This is a genomic window from Thermomicrobium sp. 4228-Ro (genome assembly GCF_026241205.1).
In the GTDB taxonomy this organism is placed as follows: Bacteria; Chloroflexota; Chloroflexia; order Thermomicrobiales; family Thermomicrobiaceae; genus Thermomicrobium.
This window is the reverse complement of sequence record NZ_JAPFQM010000006.1, coordinates 543,697-566,388: the sequence shown is the minus strand read 5'-3', so window position 1 is coordinate 566,388 and position 22,692 is coordinate 543,697. Positions and strand designations below refer to the sequence as shown.

13 protein-coding genes are annotated in these 22,692 nt (G+C 69.3%); 2 read left to right on the top strand and 11 right to left on the bottom strand.

Features of this window, described 5'->3' with window-relative positions:
* Positions 1–435: 435 nt before the first annotated feature.
* The 9 genes from OO015_RS12025 to OO015_RS14105 all read right to left on the bottom strand — a co-directional run bounded on the left by OO015_RS12025 (position 436) and on the right by OO015_RS14105 (position 16,523).
* Entirely contained in the window at positions 436–2,535 is a 2,100-nt protein-coding gene (locus OO015_RS12025) for a methyl-accepting chemotaxis protein (protein WP_265941510.1), read from the bottom strand.
* Positions 2,536–2,921: 386 nt separating this feature from the next.
* Positions 2,922–5,960 carry a chemotaxis protein CheW gene (locus OO015_RS12020; protein WP_265941509.1) on the bottom strand — a complete coding sequence of 1,013 codons (3,039 nt, stop codon included), beginning with the start codon at positions 5,958–5,960 and terminating at the stop codon, positions 2,922–2,924.
* Positions 5,961–5,998: 38 nt separating this feature from the next.
* A complete protein-coding gene (locus OO015_RS12015) occupies positions 5,999–8,104 on the bottom strand; it encodes a methyl-accepting chemotaxis protein (protein ID WP_265941508.1) in 2,106 nt (701 codons plus the stop codon).
* 1,247 nt (positions 8,105–9,351) lie between these two features.
* A complete protein-coding gene (locus OO015_RS12010) occupies positions 9,352–10,101 on the bottom strand; it encodes a hypothetical protein (RefSeq protein ID WP_265941507.1) in 750 nt (249 codons plus the stop codon).
* Between the two features lie 19 nt (positions 10,102–10,120).
* Complete coding sequence (locus OO015_RS12005) at positions 10,121–10,633, bottom strand: chemotaxis protein CheX (RefSeq protein WP_265941506.1); 513 nt, start codon at positions 10,631–10,633, stop codon at positions 10,121–10,123.
* A 32-nt stretch (positions 10,634–10,665) separates the two neighbouring features.
* On the bottom strand, positions 10,666–11,046 hold the full coding sequence (locus tag OO015_RS12000; RefSeq protein ID WP_265941505.1) for a response regulator: 381 nt from the start codon (positions 11,044–11,046) through the stop codon (positions 10,666–10,668).
* A 34-nt stretch (positions 11,047–11,080) separates the two neighbouring features.
* On the bottom strand, positions 11,081–12,979 hold the full coding sequence (locus tag OO015_RS11995) for a chemotaxis protein CheB (RefSeq protein ID WP_265941504.1): 1,899 nt from the start codon (positions 12,977–12,979) through the stop codon (positions 11,081–11,083).
* Positions 12,980–14,227: 1,248 nt separating this feature from the next.
* Entirely contained in the window at positions 14,228–14,857 is a 630-nt protein-coding gene (locus OO015_RS11990) for a hypothetical protein (protein WP_265941503.1), read from the bottom strand.
* Between the two features lie 115 nt (positions 14,858–14,972).
* On the bottom strand, positions 14,973–16,523 hold the full coding sequence (locus OO015_RS14105) for a flagellin (protein WP_323053867.1): 1,551 nt from the start codon (positions 16,521–16,523) through the stop codon (positions 14,973–14,975).
* 1,308 nt (positions 16,524–17,831) lie between these two features.
* On the opposite strand from OO015_RS14105, the gene OO015_RS11975 reads away from it, so the two are divergent.
* Both OO015_RS11975 and OO015_RS11970 read left to right on the top strand, forming a co-directional pair.
* Entirely contained in the window at positions 17,832–18,353 is a 522-nt protein-coding gene (locus OO015_RS11975; RefSeq protein WP_265941502.1) for a VIT1/CCC1 transporter family protein, read from the top strand.
* Positions 18,354–18,468: 115 nt separating this feature from the next.
* On the top strand, positions 18,469–19,161 hold the full coding sequence (locus OO015_RS11970) for a flagellar brake protein (RefSeq protein WP_265941501.1): 693 nt from the start codon (positions 18,469–18,471) through the stop codon (positions 19,159–19,161).
* Between the two features lie 725 nt (positions 19,162–19,886).
* On the opposite strand, the gene OO015_RS11965 is transcribed toward OO015_RS11970, so the two are convergent.
* Both OO015_RS11965 and OO015_RS11960 read right to left on the bottom strand, forming a co-directional pair.
* The gene (locus OO015_RS11965) at positions 19,887–20,603 is read right to left on the bottom strand and encodes a hypothetical protein (protein ID WP_265941500.1); all 717 of its coding nucleotides are present in this window, start codon (positions 20,601–20,603) and stop codon (positions 19,887–19,889) included.
* 70 nt (positions 20,604–20,673) lie between these two features.
* Positions 20,674–22,341 carry a PucR family transcriptional regulator gene (locus OO015_RS11960; RefSeq protein ID WP_265941499.1) on the bottom strand — a complete coding sequence of 556 codons (1,668 nt, stop codon included), beginning with the start codon at positions 22,339–22,341 and terminating at the stop codon, positions 20,674–20,676.
* Positions 22,342–22,692 lie beyond the last annotated feature (351 nt).

Here is a 22,692-nt window from a genome sequence, read left to right as displayed (position 1 = left end):
CCCGTCGTCGCCGTAGGGGTCAGGCGTGCCTGACCCGCCGGGCCGTGAGGCCCGGGAAACGAATCCATTCCCGCGCCTGTCGGCGCGGCCGAGCAAGGCAGGCGATCGAGCCCCCTCACCCCCTGGCCCCCCTCTCCCGCACGGCGCGGGAGAGGGGGTAGCGAGCACGAGCGAGCCGGGGGTGACGGGTGTCCCACGGGCGACGCACGCGTCGCCCCGACACAGGGAAACCGGCGTGGCCGGTTGCCAGCGGCCGCCTGCCGGTCGCCCACCCGCGTTCGATCGACCACCGTCGATCCCTGGAGGGGTCGGACGTGCCCGACCCTTCGGGTCAGGCGTACCTGACTCGCCCGGCCCGCGAGGGCCGGGAACCATCCCCGTGCCGCGCCCTGAGGAGGGACGGTGTGATGACCGTCGCGCGAGACTCCATCGCGCTCAGTCGCCGACCGCAACCAGCGTACCGTTACGGTGCCCATTCGTCGCGCCCGCAATAGGCCCACCCGAACCTGTCACGGGTGCGTCCCCGTTGGGCACTCCGTCCAGCTCGAACCAAGCCAGCGCACGACGCAAATCGTGTGCGACCCCGTCCAGTCCGCTGGCTGCACCGCTGACCTCGCTCGCCTGCGCCGCCAGTTCCTCGACCGCTGCCGAAACCTCTTCCACCGCCGAAGTGTTCCCCTCGACGAGCGTGACGACGTGCTGGACATCCTGCCGCATGCGGCCGACCGTCGCCGCGAGTTGTGCTGCCGCAGCGCTATTCTCCTCGGCGATCGCCGCGGTCTCCTCCATCAACGTCTTGAGTTCCCGGCTCTCGCGCCCGATCGCCTCAGCGGCCTCCAACGTCTGCCGGCTCTGCTGCTCGACCTCGCGGGCCGAGCTGGCGAACACCTCGAAGGCGTGTCGCAACGTCTCAGCTCGCTCGCTCACTGCCTCCACCTGCTGGGCACTGGCAGCCATCGTCTCGACTGCTCGTTCGACGAGCTCCTGCACACCACCGATCAACTCGGCGATCTGCCGTGCTGCGACTGCCGAGCGCTCAGCCAGCTTGCGCACCTCCTCGGCGACGACCGCGAACCCCTTACCCGCTTCGCCGGCTCGGGCCGCCTCGATCGCGGCATTGAGCGCCAGGAGGTTCGTCTGCTCGGCGAGCCCCTCGATCGCCTCGACGATCTGCCCGATCTGCCGCGAGCGTTCGCCGAGATCGCTCACCGTGCGCGATGCCTGACTGACCCGCTCGCTGGCTCCCAGCACGTCCTTCAGCGTCCGCTCGACCGTTTCCCTGCCCCTTTCGGCCCGGCCAGCGTTGTCCTGTGCTGTCGCCAAGCCGGCCCGCGCGAGCTGTTCCACACCCGCGACGCGCTCGCTCATTCGCTGGGCTACCTCGACCGCTCGCTGCAACGCGCTTCCCTGCTCCTGCGCTGCCTTGGCGACCGCTGCTACTGTCTCGGCGATCTCGTCGAGCGCCCGGGCAAGCTGTGTCACCCGTGTCGACTGCTCGCCCGATCCGCTCGCCACCGCGCGGACCGCGTCGGCCGCTTGCCCACTCGCTCGTTCGATCCGGTGGGCCTGCTCGCGCAGCAGGGTGGCAGCGGATGCAACGCGTTCACCCAGAGCCTGCACCTCACTGAGCGTCGTACGCAGGGACATCACGAGTTGGCTGAAGGCACCGCCGAGCGCGTCACCCTCACGCACCACTTCGATCTGCGTCGTGAGTTGCCCGGCTCCGACTCGCACTGCTTGGTCGGCAACCTGACGAATCCGTTGAGCCATCGCTCCGAACTGCGCCACGAGCCGGCCTAGATCGTCCCGCGCCGTGTAGCGTGGAAGGTGCAATCGGTCCACCATCCCGGCCGCGATCGCTTCCGCCGCGTCCGCCAAGAGTCGCATCGGTCGCGCGATCTGCCGGCCCACCAGCCAGGAGAGCGCTGTACCGACAACGACCGCGAGAGCGAGGAGTCCCCACATCAGGAGCGACCGCTGTTCGCTCAGCCTGACCACCGCCTCACCGTGCGCAGCGATCGCCGGACTGTAGACCTCGTCCTGCAAGGTATTCAACGCCTCGCGCATCGGCCCGAAGTGCGCCCGCGCCTCGGGTAGGAGCGTCAGGGCCTGCTCAACGTTGCCAGCGGCACTCGCCTGGGCCACCTGCTCGGCGGCTGCCAACCAGGCCGCGCGCTCGGTCTCGTAGACCTCCCACTGTGCCCGTTCTGCGTCGCTTCCCAGCACCAGCGCCTTATACTGCTCCCAACGGTCACCAGTCTGTTGGGCATTCTCGCGGAAATCGGCCAGCTGCTCCTCCCGTTCCTGCGGATCGGTCGCCAGCAGGCTGCGCTCGAGCGCGTACTGGGCCTGATACGCATCGCGGTCGATGTTGAGCAACAGCTCGATCGCCGGTACCTCGTGCTGGACCACCCTGCGCGACTCCCGCACGACCGAGGAGAGACTCACCGACCCGATCAGGATTCCTACCGCGCCGACCGCCAGCACCGCTGCGACCAACAACCGCAACCGCCAGAACAGACCGATCCGCCCCATCGTTCCTCCTTCCTGACCGACCGTTTTGCCTACCTGCTGACTAGCCCAATGCGGCTAGTCGTCCACTGCAGTGATCGGCAGTTCTCGCGATTTCCTAAAGGGTGAAGCCACGAGAAGGAGTTTCCAGCACGGACGGATCGGGGATTCCGTTCTTTTTGTGCGACACAAAGAGGCGGTTGGGGCCATTCCGGCCAGACGTTGACCGAGCGAGAACAGTGCACAGCGTTCTCATACAGCGCACCTTCGGCCGTTTGCCGAGTCCGCGTTGATCGATGCCACACGAGCAAGAGGGGGAGGGTACGACCGCTCCGCCACGGCGGTCGCTCCTGGCAGGGCCAGCACGGTGGGCACTGGCCCTGCCGGCGCGATGGCGACGAGTAGCGGCATCAGCTGCGGCGGCCGAGGCAGACGCTCGCCAACTTCTCGAGCTCGACGACCTGCAGGAGGCAGTCCGGCAGCGTCGCGACCGACGGTACCAGCTCGGCGAGCGGGCCGAGGTTTCCGGTCGGTTCGCGGAGCTCCTTCACCGGCACACGGATGGTGCCGCGGATGCTCTCGCCGCGCAGTACCATCGGCCCCAGGCTGGTCAGCGTCACCACGTCGACCGCCTCGCCGTTCGTCTGGATCGGCCGGCGGAGCACCCCACCGAGGTCGAACACCGGTACGATCTCGCCGCGGATGTTAGCCAGGCCGAGGAACCCGGCATCGTCGAGCGGTGTCGGGGTCACGCCGTCGAGCGTCGTGATCTCCCGCACGCGGTCGATCGGTACACCGTACACTTCCGGGCCGAGGTTCACCGCCAGGACATGCACTGTCTCGTCCTCTGCAGCATGCTGCTGCTCGGTTCGCTCGTCCTCCGCCGTATCGTGCACCACCAGGTGCCGGAACTGCTCGAGGAGTTCGCTCTGCTCCAGCTCGTCGAACTTCGCGTAGACCGCGTTGGCACCGGCTGCCCGCAACCGCTGGGCCACTTCCGGCCCTGCCTGCGAGTCGCTCAGGTACTGCGAGAGGACGACGATCGGTACGTCCGTACGAACTGCGGTCTCACCGTTCCGCACGGCCTGGATCAGGTCGAGACCGCTCTTGCCGGGCAGCATGTAGTCGGTGATGACGAGCGCCACGTCCGGGACACGCGCCAGGAACACCAGCGCCTCCTCGACGCTCCCCACCGCGCTCACAGCGTAACCGGCCCGTTTGAGCACCGCCTCGAGCGCGTCGCGATAGAACACGCTGTCCTCGACGATGAGCGCCTTCTTGCCCCGCACCGAGCGGCTCTCCTGCCGCGACTCGTAGAGCCGCCGCAGCTCGTGGTGCACGACAGTCGGCACATCGACCATGAGGTACACGCCGTCCGGGAGGTTGAGCAGTCCAGCAACGCCATGCCGATCCGACGCCTCCGGTTCCACACCGACGCGACCGATCCGGACGACCTGCGCCGCGACGAACCCGCACTCGAGGTTGTCCGCCCGCAACAGCACCGCGATGCCACCGCTCTCGACACCACCTGAGCCGAGGCGTAATGCCCGATCGAGATCGACGAGGGGGATGAGTGCTTCCTCGGTCCGGTAGTAGACTCGCTCACCGAAGACCGCCAGCACCTCCGGGGTAAAGCGCACGATCCGCGAGACGAGCCGTACCGGCAACGCATAGCGGTGCTCGCCGTAGCCCTTGAGCAACACCAGCCGCTCAGCGAGGTCATCTTCGGCCGTGTGGTGCTCGTGGACGAGTCCCAGCTGTACCTGCTCCGTCTGGATCTTGGCCATCGCCAGTCCCGCTTCGGCCAGGATCTTCTCCGGCTCGAGGATCAAGACGATTTCGCCGGTGCCGAGCGTCGCGAGACCACTGACGCTCTCGACTCCCCGCAGCAGGTTCCCGACCGGTTTGACGATGAGCTCCTCGAAGCGCGCGATCCCGTCGCAGAGGAGACCGGCCAGTGTCCCTTCGCCACGCAGGACGAGTACGTAGTGCTTACCGGTCTGCCGCTCGGTGCCCTCGCCCCGTTCCGGCCAGCTCGCGAGCGTGAAGAGCGGCACCAGTTGATCACGGAGGCGGAAGACGTCCTGCTCGCCGTAGTGCTCGATGTCGCGGTCAGTGATGAGCACGATCTCTTGGACGACGTTATACGGGATACCGAGGAGGTACCCGCGCGCAGTGAAGACGAGCGTATTCATCACCGAGACCGAGGTCGGTACGACCAGCCGGATCGTCGTTCCCTGCCCGAGCACTGACGAGATGGTCAGGTTCCCGCCCAGTTCCTGCATCCGCACCGCCACGACGTCCAGCCCGACACCGCGACCGGAGAGCTCGGTCGCCTGGTCACGTGTCGAGAAACCGGGCCGGAGCAGGAGCGCATTGAGTTCCGCCTCGGTCAGCGTGGCCGCTTCGCGCGCGCTGACGAACCCACGCTCGACCGCCTTCTGGCGGACTGCCTCGTAGTCGATCCCTTTCCCATCGTCGCTCACCTCGATGACCAGGTTCGACCCCTCGCGCATCGCCCGCAAGGTGATGCGACCACGCGACGGTTTGCCGTAGGCGATGCGCCGTTCCGGTGACTCGATCCCGTGATCGACCGCGTTGCGCAACAGGTGCACCAGCGGATCGCGCAGTTCCTGCAGGATGCGCCGGTCGACTTCCAAGCGACCGCCGTCGATGACGAGGTCGACCTCCTTCCCGGTCGCCCGGGCTGCATCGCGCACGACGCGCGGCATCTGCGAAAAGAGCGACGAGATCGGCTGCAGGCGCGTGAGCGCCGCGATGTCCTGCAACTCGGACACCATCACCGAGAGCTTCTTCGAGGCTCCCACCAGCTCGCCGTCCTGGAGGTTCGCGGCCAACGCGGTGATGCGATTGCGCGTAACCAGCATCTCCTCAGCCAGGCGCCCGAGCCGGTCGAGCACGTGCACCGGCACCCGGACAGTAGAACTCGTCAGTTCGGTCTCGCTTGCCTTGAGCTCTTCACTGCGCGCCTCCGACTCGGACGGCGCCTCGCTCGGCGGTACCGCGGGAGCTTCTGCGGTCGACACCGAGCGCTGGGACGCTGCCGCTGCGGCCTCCTGCAGGCGCTGCGTCAACACCGCGAGCCCCTCCGGCACGTCGCCCTGCCCGGCGAGGAACGCGAGATACGCCCGCACCTGCGAGACGGTCTGCAAGAGGAGATCGACGTGCTCGGGTCGCACCGGCGCGCCCTTCCTCAGTACGTCGGCCAGCTGCTCGGCTGCATGGACGAGCGCCACCAGGTCGGTCAGGTTCAAGTACCCCGCGCTCCCCTTGGTCGAGTGGAGGTGCCGGAAGACGTCGTTGAGCAGGCGCTCCTTCTCAGCAGCCGATTCAGCACGCTCCAACTCGACGAGGGCCGGCTCGATCGCCTCGAGTCGCTCGCGTGTCTCTTCGATGAACATCTCGATCAGTTCGCGATCCTCGCCCACGGCTCACACCCTCCTCTGCCACATCCCTGCGTGCGCGCTCACCAGGATCCCCGGCCGTTCCCGACGGGGTAGGGAGCCGCTGCCACTGGCCACCGCTCCTCCTCGGCTGCGCGATGCCCGCTCGAGCGGCCAGCGCTCCCGAGCACCAGCTCGCTCGACGGTTCCTCGCTGGCCACCCGGAACCGCGCCACCAGCGCGGCCAGTTGCCCAGCCAGGGCAACCAAGTGCTCGGCGGCTGCCGCGATCTCGCCAACCTGCGTCGCCATCTGCTCGGTCGCAGCCGAGACCTCCTCGGCCGCAGCCGCGTTCTGCTCGGCGACCGCTGTCACCTGGCGGATCGAGCCGCGCACGTGGTCGGCTGTCGCGGACAATTCGCTCGCCGACGCCGCGTTCTCCTCAGCGATCGCTGCCGTGTCCTCCATCGTCGCCCGCAGCTCGGCGCTCCGCTGCGCGATCTCCTCGAGCGACTGGAGCAGTTCCTGGTTCCGCTGCGCGACTTCCTCAGCCGCCTGGCGGATGGCCGCGAAAACCTCCGCTACCTCCCGTGCCTCACCGCTCACCTGTGCGACAGAGCCAGCACTCTCGGACATCGCCGCCACCGCCTGCTCGACGGTGCGCTGGATCCCCTGGACCATCTGGGCGATCTCCTGGGTCGAGGCTGCCGAGCGCTCGGCTAGCTTGCGTACCTCCTCGGCCACGACCGCGAACCCCTTGCCGGCCTCCCCAGCCCGCGCTGCCTCGATCGCCGCATTGAGCGCGAGAAGGTTCGTCTGTTCGGTCAGGTCGGTGATCACCTCGACGATCTGGCCGATCTGCTTCGAGCGCTCGCCGAGCTCTCGAACCGCACGAGCCGTCTCCTCGACCTGCTTCCGTACCTTCTCCATGGCCCCGAGTGTCCGTTGCACGACCTGGCCGCCGTTCTCGGCCTGCGCCCGGTTACGGCCAGCCCGTTCCGTCACCTCGCGGGCCAGCTCGCCCACCCGCTGGTTCCGGTCCGCCATGTGCTGCACGAGCTCGGTCGCGCGCTGGAGCGCCCGGCCCTGCTCCTGCGCCGCCTTGGCAACAGCCTGAATTGTCTGCGTCATCTCGTCGATCGCCGTCGAAGCGCTCGTCACCTGCTCGGCCTGGGTCGAAGAACCTTGCGCCACGTCCTGGATAGTCCGGGCGACCGCGTTGGTCGCGTCAGCGATCTGGGCCGAGAGCGTCCGGGTCTGGCCGCCCGCCTCGTTCACCTGGCTCACGGCGCGCCGTACCTGCTGCACCAGCTCAGCCAGCTCCTCCAGCGCCTGCCCGAAGGTGCTCCCGACCGAGCTCAGGCGCTCGAGCATCCGGTTGAACGACTCCGCCATACGGCCGAGCTCGTCGCGCCCGCGCACCGCGAGGGGTTCCATCGTCACGTCGAAGCGCGCGCTCAGATCGCCCGCTGCCAGCTTGCCGAGCGCCGCTTCCAGCGCTGCCAGTTCCTGCTCGGCCAGGCGCTCGCTCGCTCGCGCCACCTCCCTCACCGTGCGCAGCGCTGGTCGCAGGACGAGGAACCCCGCGAGGAAGGCAACGACGGCGAGGCCTGCAGCACCCATCATGGCGAACTGGATCTGCATGAGCCGCGCGTCGGCCTGGACGGTGGCCGCCTGCGCATCGGCCTGCAAGGCCTCCTCCAGGCTGCGGATCGCCTCGAGGAGCGCAGCGAACTTCTGAGCCGCATCACCCGTCATGTTCTGCTGCGCCGCGACGAGGTCGTACTTGCGGGAGAGCTGCAGGGTGCGCTCGGCCGACGCCCGGTACGCCGTCCAGGCATCGCGGAGGCCCTGCACCGCCTGCTTCTCCCGATCCGTGTGGGCCGTCCCGGCGAGAGTGTCGAGATCGGCGGCGATCTCCTGGTCGAGCCGAGCGATCCGCTCGTCGAGCTGCTTGCGGTAATCACTGTTGGTCGTCGCGCCGACGTGGGCGACGACGTCGGCACGCACTTCCGTCATGCGACGGGAAACTTGGCCGACGGTCGCCATGGCAGTGCTCGTCTCTCGCACCTGGTCGAGGTCGCTCCGGCTGCTCCCGAGCCAGAACCAGCCGACCGCACCGAGCAGGACGAAGACGGCCGCCATCGCGGCGATGATGCCGAGGACCTTTTCACGGAATCCGAACGTCATGCTGGTACCCCCTTCGCCCGCTGCTTTCACGCCTCATTCCGAGGTTTCGGAAGGAACGGCCCAGCACTTGAGTGGCACAGGCCGGTTCGGGACTTCTTGGTCAGGCTGCCTCTGAGCGCCTTCCTGGGGCGAGTGACCGGGCGCGCTGCGAGCACAGCGGGGCGCGGCACGTCGTGCCCAGCATCCGTTGTCGGGGCGACGCGTGCGTCGCCCGCTATTCCCTTGTAGGGGCGAGGCGTGCCGCGCCCAGCCGCGCCGGAGGCGCGGGTACGTGGTTCGTTCCCGGCCCTACCGGCCGGGTGGGTCACGCACGCGTGACCCCTACAGGATCGACTGGTTTCCGAATGACTGGGATAGGTGGTACCGCATCGACCGCCGGGCCATCGCCCGCTATTCCTTTGTCGGGGCGACGCGTGCGTCGCCCAGCCGCGCCGGAGGCGCGGGAATCGATCGGTGGTGCCACGGCACCCGTCCTGGACACCCCTCACCCCCGCCGCTGTCGCAGCACCCCTCTCCCGCACCGCGCGGGAGAGGGGGCCAGGGGGTGAGGGGTGCCGCCCGGCTGCCGCCTCCGTCGACGCTGGATCGTGTGGGAACGGGAACGCTTCCCGGCCCTCCCGGGCCGGACGGGTCACGCACGCGTGACCCCTACAGGGGCAACGGTGGTGTGCGCGGTGCAGGTACACGATGGACAGGCGACCGTCGGGTACCAGCCGAAATCTGGAGGGGCGAGGCGTGCGTCGTCCGGCCGCGCCGGAGGCGCGGGTACGTGGTCTGTTCCCGGCCCTGGCGGACCGGACGGGTCACGCACGCGTGACCCGTCGGGTCAGGCACGCCTGACCCCTACGCCGATCGACCGTGATCGGGAGGGCGCGGATCGGTGGTGTGCAGGCGCCCGTCGGCACTGCGTGTCGCCCGGTCGAACACCCCTCATCCCCGGCTCGCTCGCGCTCGGCACCCCGTCCGCGTTCTCCCGGGAGGGGCGCGGCACGCCGCGCCGAACGGTGCGGGAACAGGGTTGATCCCCGGGCCTGACGGCCCGGCTGGGTCAGGCACGCGTGACCCCTACCGGGGACGACGGTGGCCTATCGGGTGGCGGTCCGCGCTCGGTGGGCGAGCGCCCCCGGCCGGGTCCGTTTTCTTCGTAGGGGCGCGGCGTGCCGCGCCCGGCCGCGCCGGAGGCGCGGGATCGCGGCAAGTTTCCCGACCTGCCTGACCCCCTCCGGCGCCTCGTGATCGGTCAGCGGTCACTTCCACTGCCCGGTCGAAACCAGCCAGGCGGTCTTGTCCTTCTCCTTGCCGTCCGGCGCACCCCACAACGCTTTCAGAGCGAGCGCCTCCGGTACCACGAAGAGCCAGACCGTCTGCTTCTCGTACTGTGGCGGCTGCCCTTTGACCGGTTTCATCGGCCGTTCGCTGTAGCCGAAGCTCGCTTGCAGGACGAGCCACTTGCCTTGGGTGAGCTCGGGCGGGAACTGCGCCGGCACGACTGCCGCGACGCCGTCGAGCAGGATGGAGAGCGGCCGCTCCAGCTTGGTGCGCCAGGCCCGCGCCAGCACCCCGCAGGTGACGACGTTGCACACCTCGTGATAGGCCGCGAGGTCCATCTCCTGCGCCTCGCTGAGCTGCACGCCCTCCTTGCTGACAACCGGTGCCTCCCGAGTCGCCGGTGGACGACGCATCCCGATCGCACCCCAGTCCAAGGCTTCGGCGAGCGGTTGCAGGAGAAACGCCGGCACCTGCTCGCCCTGCAGGTGGATGTGGAACCGCGCCAGGGCCCAGCCCGACTGCGCCGGGAACTTGCCCGGATCGAAGACCGCTCCCACGATCGACTCCGGCAGGAAGCCGACCGAAATCCCGAGCAGCGTCGACAGGTTCTCCGCCACCGTCGGCAAGAGGTGCTGTTCCCAGAGCACCGGGCGGTATTTTTGCGGCACCTTCGGGTTGCGGGTCAGCGGTGCCGAGGGTGGGAAGACCGGCGCGACTTTGACCGACATCGTGTGCTCCTCGCTGCTCTCAGCTCTCCTTCGCCGCGAAACCGACGTTCAGCACCGGCTGATCGGGCAACCCGACGCACACGTGGACTGCTGCGCCGCTCGAGAGGCTCGCACCGACATTCAGCGCTCTGGCTCCGCCAACGTAGACCGGAAGCCCCAAGCCCATCTGCAAGCCAGCACTCGCCAGGTGTCGCTGCATCTGGCCAGCGAGGATATTCGTGAGTTCCCGTACGGCGTCCTGGAGCATCTCGTCCTCGCCATCGGGTCGCTCGCCGAGCAACACCTCGGCGAGGGAAGCGAGCGCTTCGAGCGCTCCACCCAGCCAGACCACTGCCTGGAAGCCGGTGCCGCTGGTATCCACCACGGTCACGAGCGCGATCCCGACCGGGGGATGTGCCCAGGGAAGCTCCGCTTCACCGAGAACCTCGACCGGTACGCCACAGAGCGGTTCGAGTGCCTCCTGCGCTGCCTTGCCGATGAACTCGACCAAGCGCCCGCTCGTCGTCAGCTCCTGCAAGATCGCCTGACTCACGACACCGCTTCTCCTTCCTCCTGCTCCGCCCGTCACGCCCGTGCCAGCAGCATCTCGAGTGCCGCACCGAGCGCCTCGGGCGTCACCGGTTTCGTGAGCAGGTTATCGACCCCCGCGTCCTTCGCCTTGAGCATCTGCTCCTCCGTGCTCTGGCTGGTGATCATCAGGATCGGTGTGTGCGTCCCTGTCCCTTGCTCCTTCTCGCGGGCCGCCCGCACGAATTCCACGCCGTCCATGCCCGGCATGTTCCAGTCGACGATCACCAGGTCGAACTTCCCGGGCTCGAACACTGCCAGCGCTTCCTCGCCGTTGTTCGCCTCGGTCGCCTCCACCTCGTACCCCACCTGGCGCAACGACCGCACATGCATCACCCGCATCATCTTCGAGTCGTCAGCGATGAGGACTTTCAGCATCGTCGACCCCCTCCGCTCGCTTCTTCGCTCCGCTTCAGCCGCGGACTGCTGCCCCGCGCTGCGCCCACTGCACGACCTCACTGGGGATATCGGCAGTCGGCAGCACCTTCTGCACCCCACCGCGAGCCAGTGCCGCCTCGATCATTCCTGCTACCACCGCCTCCTCCGGTCGTTGCACGACGGTGTAGGCGCCGGCGGCCGCCAGTTCCGCCATCCCGATCGCCCCGTCGTCACCCATTCCGGTCAAGACGACCGCCATCACTCGCTGGCCGAGCCCGGCCCGCGCCGCCGACACGAAGGCACGGTTGACGTTGGGGACATAGATATCGCCCGGCTCGGGGGGCACGACCTGCACCCGGCCCGCTCGGGTGAGCAGCAGGTTGTGTCCACCTGGTGCTACGAGCAGCGTATCGGCGCAGAGCAGCTCGCCGTCCACCGCCTCGCGCGCTGCGTACTGGCCGATCCGCGCCAGCCGCTCGGCGAAACTGCGCGTGAAGTTCGGCGGCATGTGCTGCACGACGAGGATGCCGAGCCCGAGCCCGGCCGGGAGCGCCGCGACCAGGTCGGTGACGACCGCCGGCCCACCGGTCGAGGAGCCGATCAGGAGGAACCGTTCGGCTGGTCGCCGCAGCGGCTCGCCCCGCGGCAGCGCACCCTGCCGGCCGTTGGCAGCGAGCGCACCGGTCGGCACCGTCGTCTGTCGACCGAAAAACCCGGTTCCCGGCCGTGCTGGCGTTGCAGCGCGCGAACGGGACGAGAAGCGCTGGCGGGCGACCTGCACAGCCTCACCGATTTCCGGCGCCACGCGCCGCAACGCTCCCGGCACGAGCTCCGGTACCACGACGACCGGCACGCCACGCAGGTGCGGGTGGCCCGGTCGGGTCACGATGACCACCGGCCGCTCCTCCAGGACAGCCAATCGCTCGATGACAGCCTGGTCTTCGAGTGCGTCCAGGAGCACGACCGCAGTACCGTTCTCTTCGAGCCGCCCCCGCACCTCTTCGATCGAGCGGACTTCACCGATCAGTTCGATGGCGGGGAGCAGGCGCAGTGCCTGCCGGATGGCGACGCGGCTCACCGGCGTGCGACTGACGAGGAGCACCCGCGTCCGCTCGGCGGGATCGGCTGCCCTGGACACGACCGGCTCCCTCTTGCGGTACAGGTACGCTCCAGCGACCGACACGCGCTCGAGTTCGGCCGGAGGCTTCTCGAGCGTTTCCGCCGATCCGATAACCAGGATTCCGCCCGGCAGCAGCGTCTCGGTGAACTGGCGGACGATCGCCGCGCGGTGCTCGCTGGTGAAGTACATGAGCGTGTTCCGGCAGAAGATCACCGCGAACGGGCCGGGCGGGACACGCTCGATGAGGTTGACCTGCTCGAAGCGCACCCGCTGGCGGATCGCTTCGCGCACGCACCAGAGCTCGCCACGCTGTTCCACGTGTGACCGTGCCCGCTCCATCCCCTGGTCACGGAACGACCACTGCCGGTAGCAGCCTCTGCGGGCCCGCTCGAGTGCCTGGCTGTCGATGTCGATCCCGAGCACCTCGAACGCCAGGCCGCGTGGCCCGAGCACGTCCTGCGCGGTCATCGCCAGCGAGTACGGCTCCTCCCCGCTCGAGCAACCGGCGGAGAGGATGCGGAGCGGCTGTTGCAGCTGGGCCAGTTCGGGGAGGAGCTGGCCCAGCGCATCGAAATGCTTGGGTTCCCGGAAGAAGTAGGTCTCGTTGATCGTCAATCCCTGGCAGATCGCCTCGAGGACAGCCTGCTCGCCGCGCAGCGCACGCTGGAGGAACTCCTCCACGCTGGCAGCTCCAGCCCGGCCCGCTTCCTGCTGCACGACGCGGGCCAGGCGCTGCCAGAGGAGTTCGGTCGGGCTGAAGCCCAGGCACGGAAAGATCTTGTCGCCGACCCGCTTGAGAAGTTCCTCGTTCATCCCCGCCCTCCTCATGCGAGAGCAACGGCTGAACGCAGGACGATCTTGAGGCTACCTGGTACCGGCGTCGGTAGCCGGTTCGTCCTGCATCCCGGTTGCGACCGTTCCTATGGCGGCAGGACCAGCGGTTCCCGGTTCGCGGAGGAGAGAAGAGCCGGGCACCGTGCTGCCACGGCGAGTTCCCGCGCCTCTGGCGCGGCCGGGCGACGCACGCGTCGCCCCTGCGAAGAAAACGGAGCCGGCCGGGGGCGCTCGCCCACCGACCGCGGACCGCCACCCGATAGGCCACCGTCGTCCCCTGTCGGGGTCACGCGTGCCTGACCCAGCCGGGCCGCGAGGCCTGGGGATCAACCCTGTTCCCGCACCGTTCGGCGCGGCGTGCCGCGCCCCTCCCGGGAGAACGCGGACGGGGTGCCGAGCGGAAGCGAGTCGGGGGTGAGGGGTGTTCGACCGGGCGACACGCAGTGCCGACGGGCGCCTGCACACCACCGATCCGCGCCCTCCCGATCACGGTCGATCGGTGTAGGGGGCAGGCGTGCCTGCCCCAGCCGGCCCGGCAGGCCCGGGAACCACACCCCGTTGCCGTGCCGCCAGGCGCGGCTGGGCGACGCACGCGTCGCCCCTACAAGGGAATAGCGGGCGATGGCCCGGCGGTCGATGCGGTACCACCTATCCCAGTCATTCGGAAACCAGTCGATCCTGTAGGGGTCACGCGTGCGTGACCCGGCCGGCCCGCCAGGGCCGGGAACGAACCACGTACCCGCGCTTCCGGCATGGCCGGGCGACGCACGCGTCGCCCCGACAGGGTTCGCCTGGTACCTGACGGTCGCCTGTGCATCGTGTACCTCCACCGCGCACACCACCGTTGCCCCTGTAGGGGTCAGGCGTGCGTGACCCAGCCGGGCCGTCAGGCCCGGAAAACCGAACCCGTTCCCACACAGTCCAGCGTCGACGGAGGCGGCAGCCGGGCGGCACCCCTCACCCCCCGACCCCCTCTCCCGCGCGGTGCGGGAGAGGGGGTGCTGCGACAGCGGCGGGGGTGAGGGGTGTCCAGGACGGGTGCCGTGGCACCACCGATCGATTCCCGCGCCTCCGGCGCGGCCGGGCAACGCACGCGTCGCCCCTACAGGAGAAATGCGGTGGGGTGCTGCGACAGCGGCGGGGGTGAGGGGTGTCCAGGACGGGTGCCGTGGCACCACCGATCGATTCCCGCGCCTCCGGCGCGGCCGGACAACGCACGGGTCGCCCCTACCGGGGGTCGGACAGCCGGGAGACACCGGCGACTGATGTCGCGACCAGGCGAGTCAGCGCGTCTTCGACCCGCTGACCCTGCAGGAAAGAGAGTGCCAGGAACTGCCAGTCCAGCGCGAGGCGCGTCGCGCGGATCCGCGCGAGGAGCTCGCTGTCGTCGACGCGCAGGACGAGTTCGGTCCGCTCGCCCTGGTCGGCGAGCGCCCGCGCGGCGGCCAGGCGCACGCCGCCGCGCTCGACGACGGCCCGCTCGATCGTGGGCGTCTCGTCTCGCGGCTGCCCGGTTCCGACGTATCGAGCTGCCAGTGCCCGGAACGCTTCGGGAGCGTGCGCGAGCTGGCCTTCCCAGCTGCCGCCACGCGCATCGCGGACAGTGACGCGCTGGCTGGCGAGGTCGAGCACGAACCAGGTCGTCACACCGTGGATCGCCAGCGCACCGCACACCCGCACAGGCCGGCCATCGGGCGCGCGGTCGACCGCCACCTCGGCGCTGGCGACGACCGGGGCCGGGGCTGGCCCGGCGACCCGCGCCGCGAGACGGTACCGGGCCGCTGCGGCATCGAACTGCCTGGCCAGCGTCGCGTTCCGCGTCATCCCCACTGTTCGGTTGCCATCGCTCGCCACCATGCTCATCCCTCGTCGGCGAGGTCGGCCCGTTCAGCCGAGCGTGCCGCCGTGCGCCGCTCCGGAAACGGGGACGCCCCGGCCGGAAACCCGGCCGGGGCGTGCTGCGCGCGCTCGACTAGCGCAGGAGCTGCAGGACCGACTGCGGCATCGCGTTGGCCTGGGCCAGGACGGCCACGCCCGCCTGCTGGAGGATCTGGTTGCGGGTGAAGGTGACCATCTCCGCCGCCATGTCGACGTCGCGGATCCGGCTCTCCGAGGCGGTCAGGTTCTCGTGCTGGACGCCCAGGTTGGCGATCGTGTGCTCGAGCCGGTTCTGCGCCGCACCGAGTTGCGACCGGACGTCGTTGATGTAGCTGATCGCTCCGTCGATCGCCGTGATGAGGTCCTGGGCTGCCTGGACCTGCTGGGCATTCGTGCCCGGCGAGCTGTCGACCTGGTCCGCGAAGTCCTGGAGTTTATTATACAGGTTCTGCAGTTCCGCTGGAGTGGTGCTGTTGTTGTCCACCAGGACGCGGTTGAAGGCGACCAGGTAGGAGTGCCCGCTGTTCGGACCGACCTGGAAGTGAGCCGAGCCATTACCCGAGGTCGACAAGACATACCGGTCGAGCCCGTAACCGATATCGTCCTTGGTCGCAAAGCCGGTGGTGGTCTCGATGGTTACCTTGACGCCCAGGGCTTCGAAGTCGAGAGTGAACCGCCCACCAGCAGCGACTGAGGCCGGTACGGCGAGCGTCTGGCCAGCCCCGTCCGAACCACGCGTGAGTGTGAGCTCTTGCGTCGTCCCGTTGTAGCTGAACGTGTAGGTGTCGGATGCCAGCGCCCCGCTCACGTCGATCGCACTCACGTGACCGAGTGCAGTCTGGATCGTCGTGACTGGCGTACCGCGAAGGTCGGACGTCGCATCGACGGCACCGCTCGACACCGTGATGCTCCGCCCTTCGAGCGCTCGCCCGAGCAAGTCTGCAGTGCGGAAACCGCCGCTCAAGTTCAGGGTGAAGCCGTTTCCCGATCCATCGTCGAAAGTGATGCTCGTCGGGCCAGGAGGCGTGTAGGCGTTATCCGCCGGCAGCGAAGCGTAATAAGTTGTCGATCCGTCGGTCGCCACCAGCTGGTTAGTGGTCTCGTCGTAGCTGATGGTATAGGTACCGTCGCCCACTGTCCCGTTGATCGTGATATTCGTCACCGAGCCTTGATCACCGATCTGGCTCCCGACCGTGAAAGCCGAGGTGCCCGCCACGCTGGTCGCCAGCGAACCGGTGAGGAGGAGTTTCCCGTTGAACGTCGTGCGGTTGGCGATCGCGTTGATCTCCTGCTGCAGGTTCTGCAGCTCGCTGTTGATCGCTGCCCGGTCCTCGGTCGTCAGCGTGTCGTTCGCGGCCTGGACGGCCAGCTCGCGCATGCGCTGGAGCATCGAGTGCACTTCGTTGAGCGCACCTTCGGCCGTCTGGATCATCGAGACGCCGTCCTGGGCGTTGCGCATCGCCTGCTGGACACCGCGGATCTGCGCCCGCAGCTTCTCGGAGATCGAGAGCCCAGCCGCGTCGTCGGCCGCCCGGTTGATGCGCAAGCCGCTCGAGAGCTTCTCGATCGACTTGGCCAGGGCGAACCCGGTGATCGAGAGGTTGCGCTGCGCGTTGACCGCGTTGACGTTGTTGTAGATCCGCATCTCCGGCCTCCCTTGCCGTTCCGTCGTTCCGCCGGCACGTCCCTGCGCCGGCCTACTGTTCCCGAAACCCTCGCGACCGTCTCGCCGTCGCCCGCGGTCGACCTCGCTTCGTACCGCCTGACCCGGCGGCGGGGCCTCCTCTCTGCTCTGGTGTTTCGGCAGGCTCGCTGCCCGGCACGATAGGGAAGGAAGTACCGGTTCCTGCCCGGCGTGCGCTGCCGCCGGTGAGGCGGAACCGATCGACCGGCACTGGACGCCGCGCGTGTCGTCTCCGTCGGGGCGACGCGTGGGTCGCCCGCATTCGTAGGGGCGCGGCGTGCCGCGCCCGCCGTCCCGAATGGCGCGGGGATCGACGGGCCATGACACCGCAGCCGGTCGACACCCCTCACCCCCGCCGCTGTCGCGGCCCCCCCACCGCATTTCTCCTGTAGGGGCGACGCGTGCGTCGCCCAGCCGCGCCGACAGGCGCGGGTACGTGGTCCGTTCCCGGCCCTGGCGGGCCGGCCGGGTCAGGCACGCCTGACCCCTACAGGGGACGACGGTTGTGTGCGCGGTGCAGGTACGCAATACACATGCGACCGTCGGGTACCAGCCGAACCCTGTAGGGGCGACGCGTGCGTCGCCCGGCCGCGCCGGAGGCGCGGGTACGTGGTCCGTTCCCGGCCCTACCGGGCTGGCCGGGTCACGCACGCGTGACCCCTACAGCGATGGCGGTGGTCGATGGGGACGGTGAACGACCGGCTGGCGACCGTCGTTGTTGCGTGCCGGCACGGCACCCCTCACCCCCGTGTTCGCAGCACCCCACCGTATTTCTCCGGTAGGGGCGACCCGTGCACCGCCCAGCCGCGCCAGCGGCGCGGGATCGCGATGGGTTTCCCGGCCCTCCGGGCCGGGTGGGTCGGGCACGCCCGACCCCTACGGCGGTCGACGTGGGCTGCAGGAGCGCCGGTAGACGATGCCGCAGGCGGCTGTCGGCAACCGGCCACGCCCGTTTCCCGGTAGGGGCGACGCGCGCATCGCCCGACTGCCCCAAAGGCGCGGGAACAGGTCCATATCCCCGCCCCGACGGGAACGAACACGGCCGCGTGGTCAACGCTGGGCGACCGGCAGGTACCCGCTGCCGGCCATGCACCGCCTCGACCCCCTGGAAGGAGCGACCGGTCTCACGCGTCTGCGACTCGCCAGCGTGCACCGCTCGGCCGGGGTGTTTGACCCGGAACCGCTTCCTGTACTCTGCTGTTCCGGTTGTTGCGAATGAGTCTCATTCTCGCTTCACGGGCAGAGGACGTGAACGGGAGGGAGGCGACGATGACACGCGAGCGACCGTGGTGGGGCCAGCTCCCGATCCTGCGCAACCGCTTCGACGAGCGCAGTTTCGTCCTGCAGGTGGTCCAACCGTTCCTCCTCGGCCTCATGGACGGCTCGGTCTCGACCCTGGCGCCGATCTTCACCAGCGCCTTCGCGACGAACGAGTCCCGCGTCGCGTTCCTCGTCGGGCTCTCCGCCTCGATCGGTGCGGCCATCAGCATGGGATTCGCCGAAGCGCTCTCCGATACCGGCGAACTGACCGGCCGCGGCGGGCCGGTCCAGCGTGGACTCATCACCGCTGTTTCTACCTTCCTCGGTGGGATCCTGCACTCCTTACCGTTCCTCATCCCGCACGTCCAGGCTGCACTCGTGCTGGCGTATGTGGTCGTCGGTATCGAGCTGGTCACCATCGCCTGGATCCGCTTCCGTTTCTTCCGGATGTCGCTCGTGCGGTCGATCGTCCAGGTCATTCTCGGTGGCTCGTTGGTCTTTGCAACCGGTGTGGCGCTCGGCCATGCCTGAGAGACGTGGGAGTCGCCAGCCACTGCGCCGGTTCGCTCGCGCGGTACACTGAGTACGGCTTCAGCCAGTGCGACCGGCGACCGATTCTTTTCGACAGACCGAGAGGAAGCGTCCGGTGGTGCAACGATCGGTCACGCAACCGCCGAAGGGATTCACCGTCTGGCAAGCAGCCGAACTGGGCGTCCCGCACCGCCACGACCGGCTCACCTGGCACCGCACGCGGGTCGAGGACTTCAGCCCGGACGGCCAGCGGGTCGTCGTCGGCTGGCCGATGGTCCAGCTAGCCTACGTTTCGGTACATCGCGGTGACCTCGTCTACCTCGGCACCACCGTACCCGACGACGCGCTCTACGTGGTCCCCTGCGAGGTCGTGGCGACGGTCCTCGAGCCGCAGGCCCGGCTCGTCCTGACACCGGCTGGCCCCTGGGAGCGGATGCAGCGTCGCGAGCACTGTCGCGTTTCGGTGACCCTGGTGCCCGAGGAACTCTTGCTGCTTTCCACCGACAGTGACCCGCAACCGCTCCGCGGCACGATCGTCGACCTCAGTGCCGGTGGGATCCGGCTCCGGCTGCCGCAGCAACTCCGGCCCGGCGATCGCCTGGCTGTCCGGTTCGCGCTCCCCGGCACGACACAACCGGTCGGTGCCGTCGCCGCGGTGCGTCGCGTTGTACCGGTGGAGCGAGCCGATCCACCGCGCTGGGATCACGGCTGCCAGTTCGAGCGGCTCGACCGGCGGACCGAGGACGCGATCGTCCGGTTCGTCTTCCAGCGCCAGCGCGAGCTGGCCAAGCACATCCGCGAGGGGTGAGAGCTGCCCACGTTGTGCCGCAGCAGTGGCTGGCGTGAGGGATGGAACGTCGTGGAGGGGTCAGGCGTACCCGGCCCGCTGGCACGACAGTGCCGGCAAGTATCGCCACCGTGTCGCGCCTCCGGCGCAGCCGGGCGAGGCACGCCTCGCCCCTACAGGACGGGTGGACGATGCACCGACGGGGATCGCTCGTCGGTCACGGTCGCCGCAGAGCCCCGCCGCTGCACCCTGTAGGGGTCACGCGTGCGTGCCCCTTCGGGTCAGGTGTGCCTGACCCTTCCGGCCCGGTAGGACCGGCAACCGTGGTCACCGTGCCGTACCTGGCGGTGCGGCTGGGCGAGGCACGCCTCGCCCCGACGGAAAACCCGGCCATCGTCCTACCGACGTCCCCACCCTCATGGCCCGCTGACCCCCATCGACCACCGCGTAGGGGTCACGCGTGCGTGACCCGTCCGACCCGGTAGGGCCGGGAAACCGCCCACGTTCCCACACATCCCGGCGTGGATAGCCGAGGTAGGCGATGGAGCACCCCTCACCCCCCGGCCCCCTCTCCCGCGCGATGCGGGAGAGGGGGTGCCGAGCGGAGCGAGGCGGGGGTGAGGGGTGTTCGACCGCGTGCGAAGACCTGGGCGGTCGACTCCCGCGCCTCCGGCGCGGCTGGGCGAGGCACGCCTCGCCCCTACAGGACGGGTGGACGAGGGGCGCCGTTACAGGGCGTGCTGGCCCTACGGCCAGTCACGCCCGCTCGAGGACCCGCCGTCGCCAGCAGAACCGGGTACGGGAAACAGCGAACGCTGCTCCTCGCGGCTCGGCGGCTGCGCGCGCGGGAACCACCCATCGTCACCCGTGTCGCGCTTCCACGGATCAGCGCTCGGATACGGCCCCGAGGAGCCGAACCGCGGCTCGCCTTCGTCCTGGCGCTGCCAGGGCCATCGGGTGTCGTCCGTCTCGTCGCTGCTGAACAACGGCCCGCTTCCGGGTCCCAGGTCGTCCTTCTCGCAGCTCGATGGTCCCCAGGGAGTATCGCACCAATCGACTCCCGATGTCGCGATCGATGCCTCCCAAGGGTCAGCTGGTCGACACGATCCGAACAGCCCGTCGCAGATTTCCGTCCCCGACTCACCCCAGGGGAGACGCTCGCGACAAACCCATCGTCCCCAGTCGTCGCGTCCGAGTTCACCGAGACAGGAGGACGGCCGACCGTTCGTGATCGTGATCCGCCAGGCCGGACGCGACTCCTGCGCGGGTTCGGTCCAGCCCACGCGGCCGGACGACTGCTCCCAACCAGCCGACGTCGACCACCCGGAGGACGTGATCGACGTGCCGCGCGTGGATCTGGCGCCGCCCTGCGCACGTTCCGCCAGTCCGTTGACGAGATGCCCATACGCGTACCAAGCGACCACCAGTCCGATCGCCGTCCAGAGCCACCAGCGCCTGCGCATGTCCCCTCCCGAGACAGACGAGACCATCCTGCCCTACAGAATGATATCTCGGCAGAGGAGCGCTCGGCGTTCAGTGCGGTACGCGCTGCTGTGCACCGGCCGTACCGGTCGGCTGTCCCGATCCGTCCGCCGTTGTGAGCGCGGCCCCGGCCCTGGCTTCCGGGGCGAGCAGACGCACCAGGAGCTGCAACTCGAACTGGGTGTCGGGGTCAGTGAGGTCGCGCCCGAGCAGCGCGCCGGCCTGCTCGAGCCGATAGCGCACGGTGTTGGGGTGCACGGCCAGTTGCTCGGCCACCGCGTTGACCGAAAAGCGCGCCCGCACCCAGCCGAGCAGCGTCTCGATGAGCCGGTCGCCGTGCCGGGCCTGCTCGAGCGGACCCAGCCAGAGCGCGACGAACGCCTGGCGCGCCTCGCTGTCGCCAGCGAGGACCCGCTCGAGCACGAGGTCCTCGTAGCGGTAGAGCCCCGGCCGATCGACGTACTCCAGGAGCGTACGGGCCTCGCTGTAGCTCCGGCGCACTCCTTCCGGCCCGGCGTAGGCGCGCCCGGCGACGGCCGTGAGTCCGCACGGTGCGAGTTCGTGCCAGAGCGCCGCCAGGTGTTCGTCTCGTTCCACCAGCGCGATGACCTGGTCGTGCAGCGTCGCAACCAGCGGTGCGCTGCCGAGCTGGCGGAGCGTCCGGCGCACCCGCAGTGCCACCTGCTCGCGCCGCTGGAACGACTCGACGGTCAGCGGCGGTTCGCCCAGCGCGATCACGGCGACGCGGTAGCCGCGTGCTGGATCGTACCCGAGAGCGCGTGCCCGCTCCAGTTCCTGCGGCGAGCCACTGAAGCGACCCTCGAGCAACGTGGTCAGGAACGCGTAGCCGAGCCGGGCTTCCAGTTGCGCCAGCTCACGCTGCTGGGCGAAGAGGAGCGCGAAGACGAGCGCGGCATGCTCGGCTGCCCGCAGATCGAGTCCGCTCAGCGGCTCGTCTCCCTCGATGATCCAGACCAGGCCGACCAGTTCACCGTGCAGCCAGATCGGGCAGACCACGCGCTCGCGCAAGCCCAGCTCGGGAATGGACGGGACACGGTACGGTTGCGTCCCCTGGGGCGGCAGGTAGCCGCGTGCAGCGAGCCCCTCCTGGAGCCAGTCGGGGGCTCGCCCCGATTCGATCGTCGCCTGGCGGGCAGCGTCCTCGTAGGGGCCACGCTGGTAGTAGGCGAGCAGCGTACCGTCGGGCTCCTCGACCGTGATCGAGCGGCCGAGGAGTTCGCCGAGCGTACGCACCAGCCGGTCCAAGCTGCGCGTGCGTGCAGCTGCCCGCATGAGTTCCCGGTGCAGTTGCTCGGCACGCTCGAGTTCTTGCCACTGCTCGCGCAGGATGGCCTGGTGCACCGTCTCGGTGATCCGGACGAACGGGATCTCCCACGGGATTTCGATCAACGGGAGTCCGACCTCGTCGGCCGCCACCCGCATCGCATCGGGAAAGCGAGAGAAGTAGTGCGGCACAGCGAGCCCGAGCGCCGCGACCCCATGCTCGGCGAGCCGGCGCACCAGCTCGGCCAGCTCCTCGTCGCGGCGCGGCCAGGCGATGCCGGTACTCAGCATCAGCATCCCGCGGTCGATCCAGGGAAGCGGGTCAGGCAGGTCGACCACGTGCACCCAGCGGATGCGCGCATCGAGACCGCGCGCTCCGGCGACGACACGCGACCCATGGAGAACCGGGAGTTCCAGGAGCTCGGCGACGCGCACGCAGGTGCTCCGTTCCTGACTCCAAGACGACATCGTAAGAAGTGTAGCGCGCTCCAACGAAGGGGGAGACCACGCGTTTTCCGCGCAACCGAGCCCGTGGCGCGCTCCAGCACCGGTTCCCGGCCCTACGGGCCGGCCGGGTCACGCACGCCTGACCCCTACAGGGGACGACGGTGGTGTGCGCGGTGCAGGTACGCGATACACGGGCGACCGTCGGGTACCAGCCGAACCCTGTAGGGGCGCGGCGTGCCGCGCCCACCCGCGCCGGAGGCGCGGGTACGTGGTCCGTTCCCGGCCCTACGGGCCGGCCGGGTCAGGCACGCCTGACCCCTACAGGGGTGACGGTGGTGT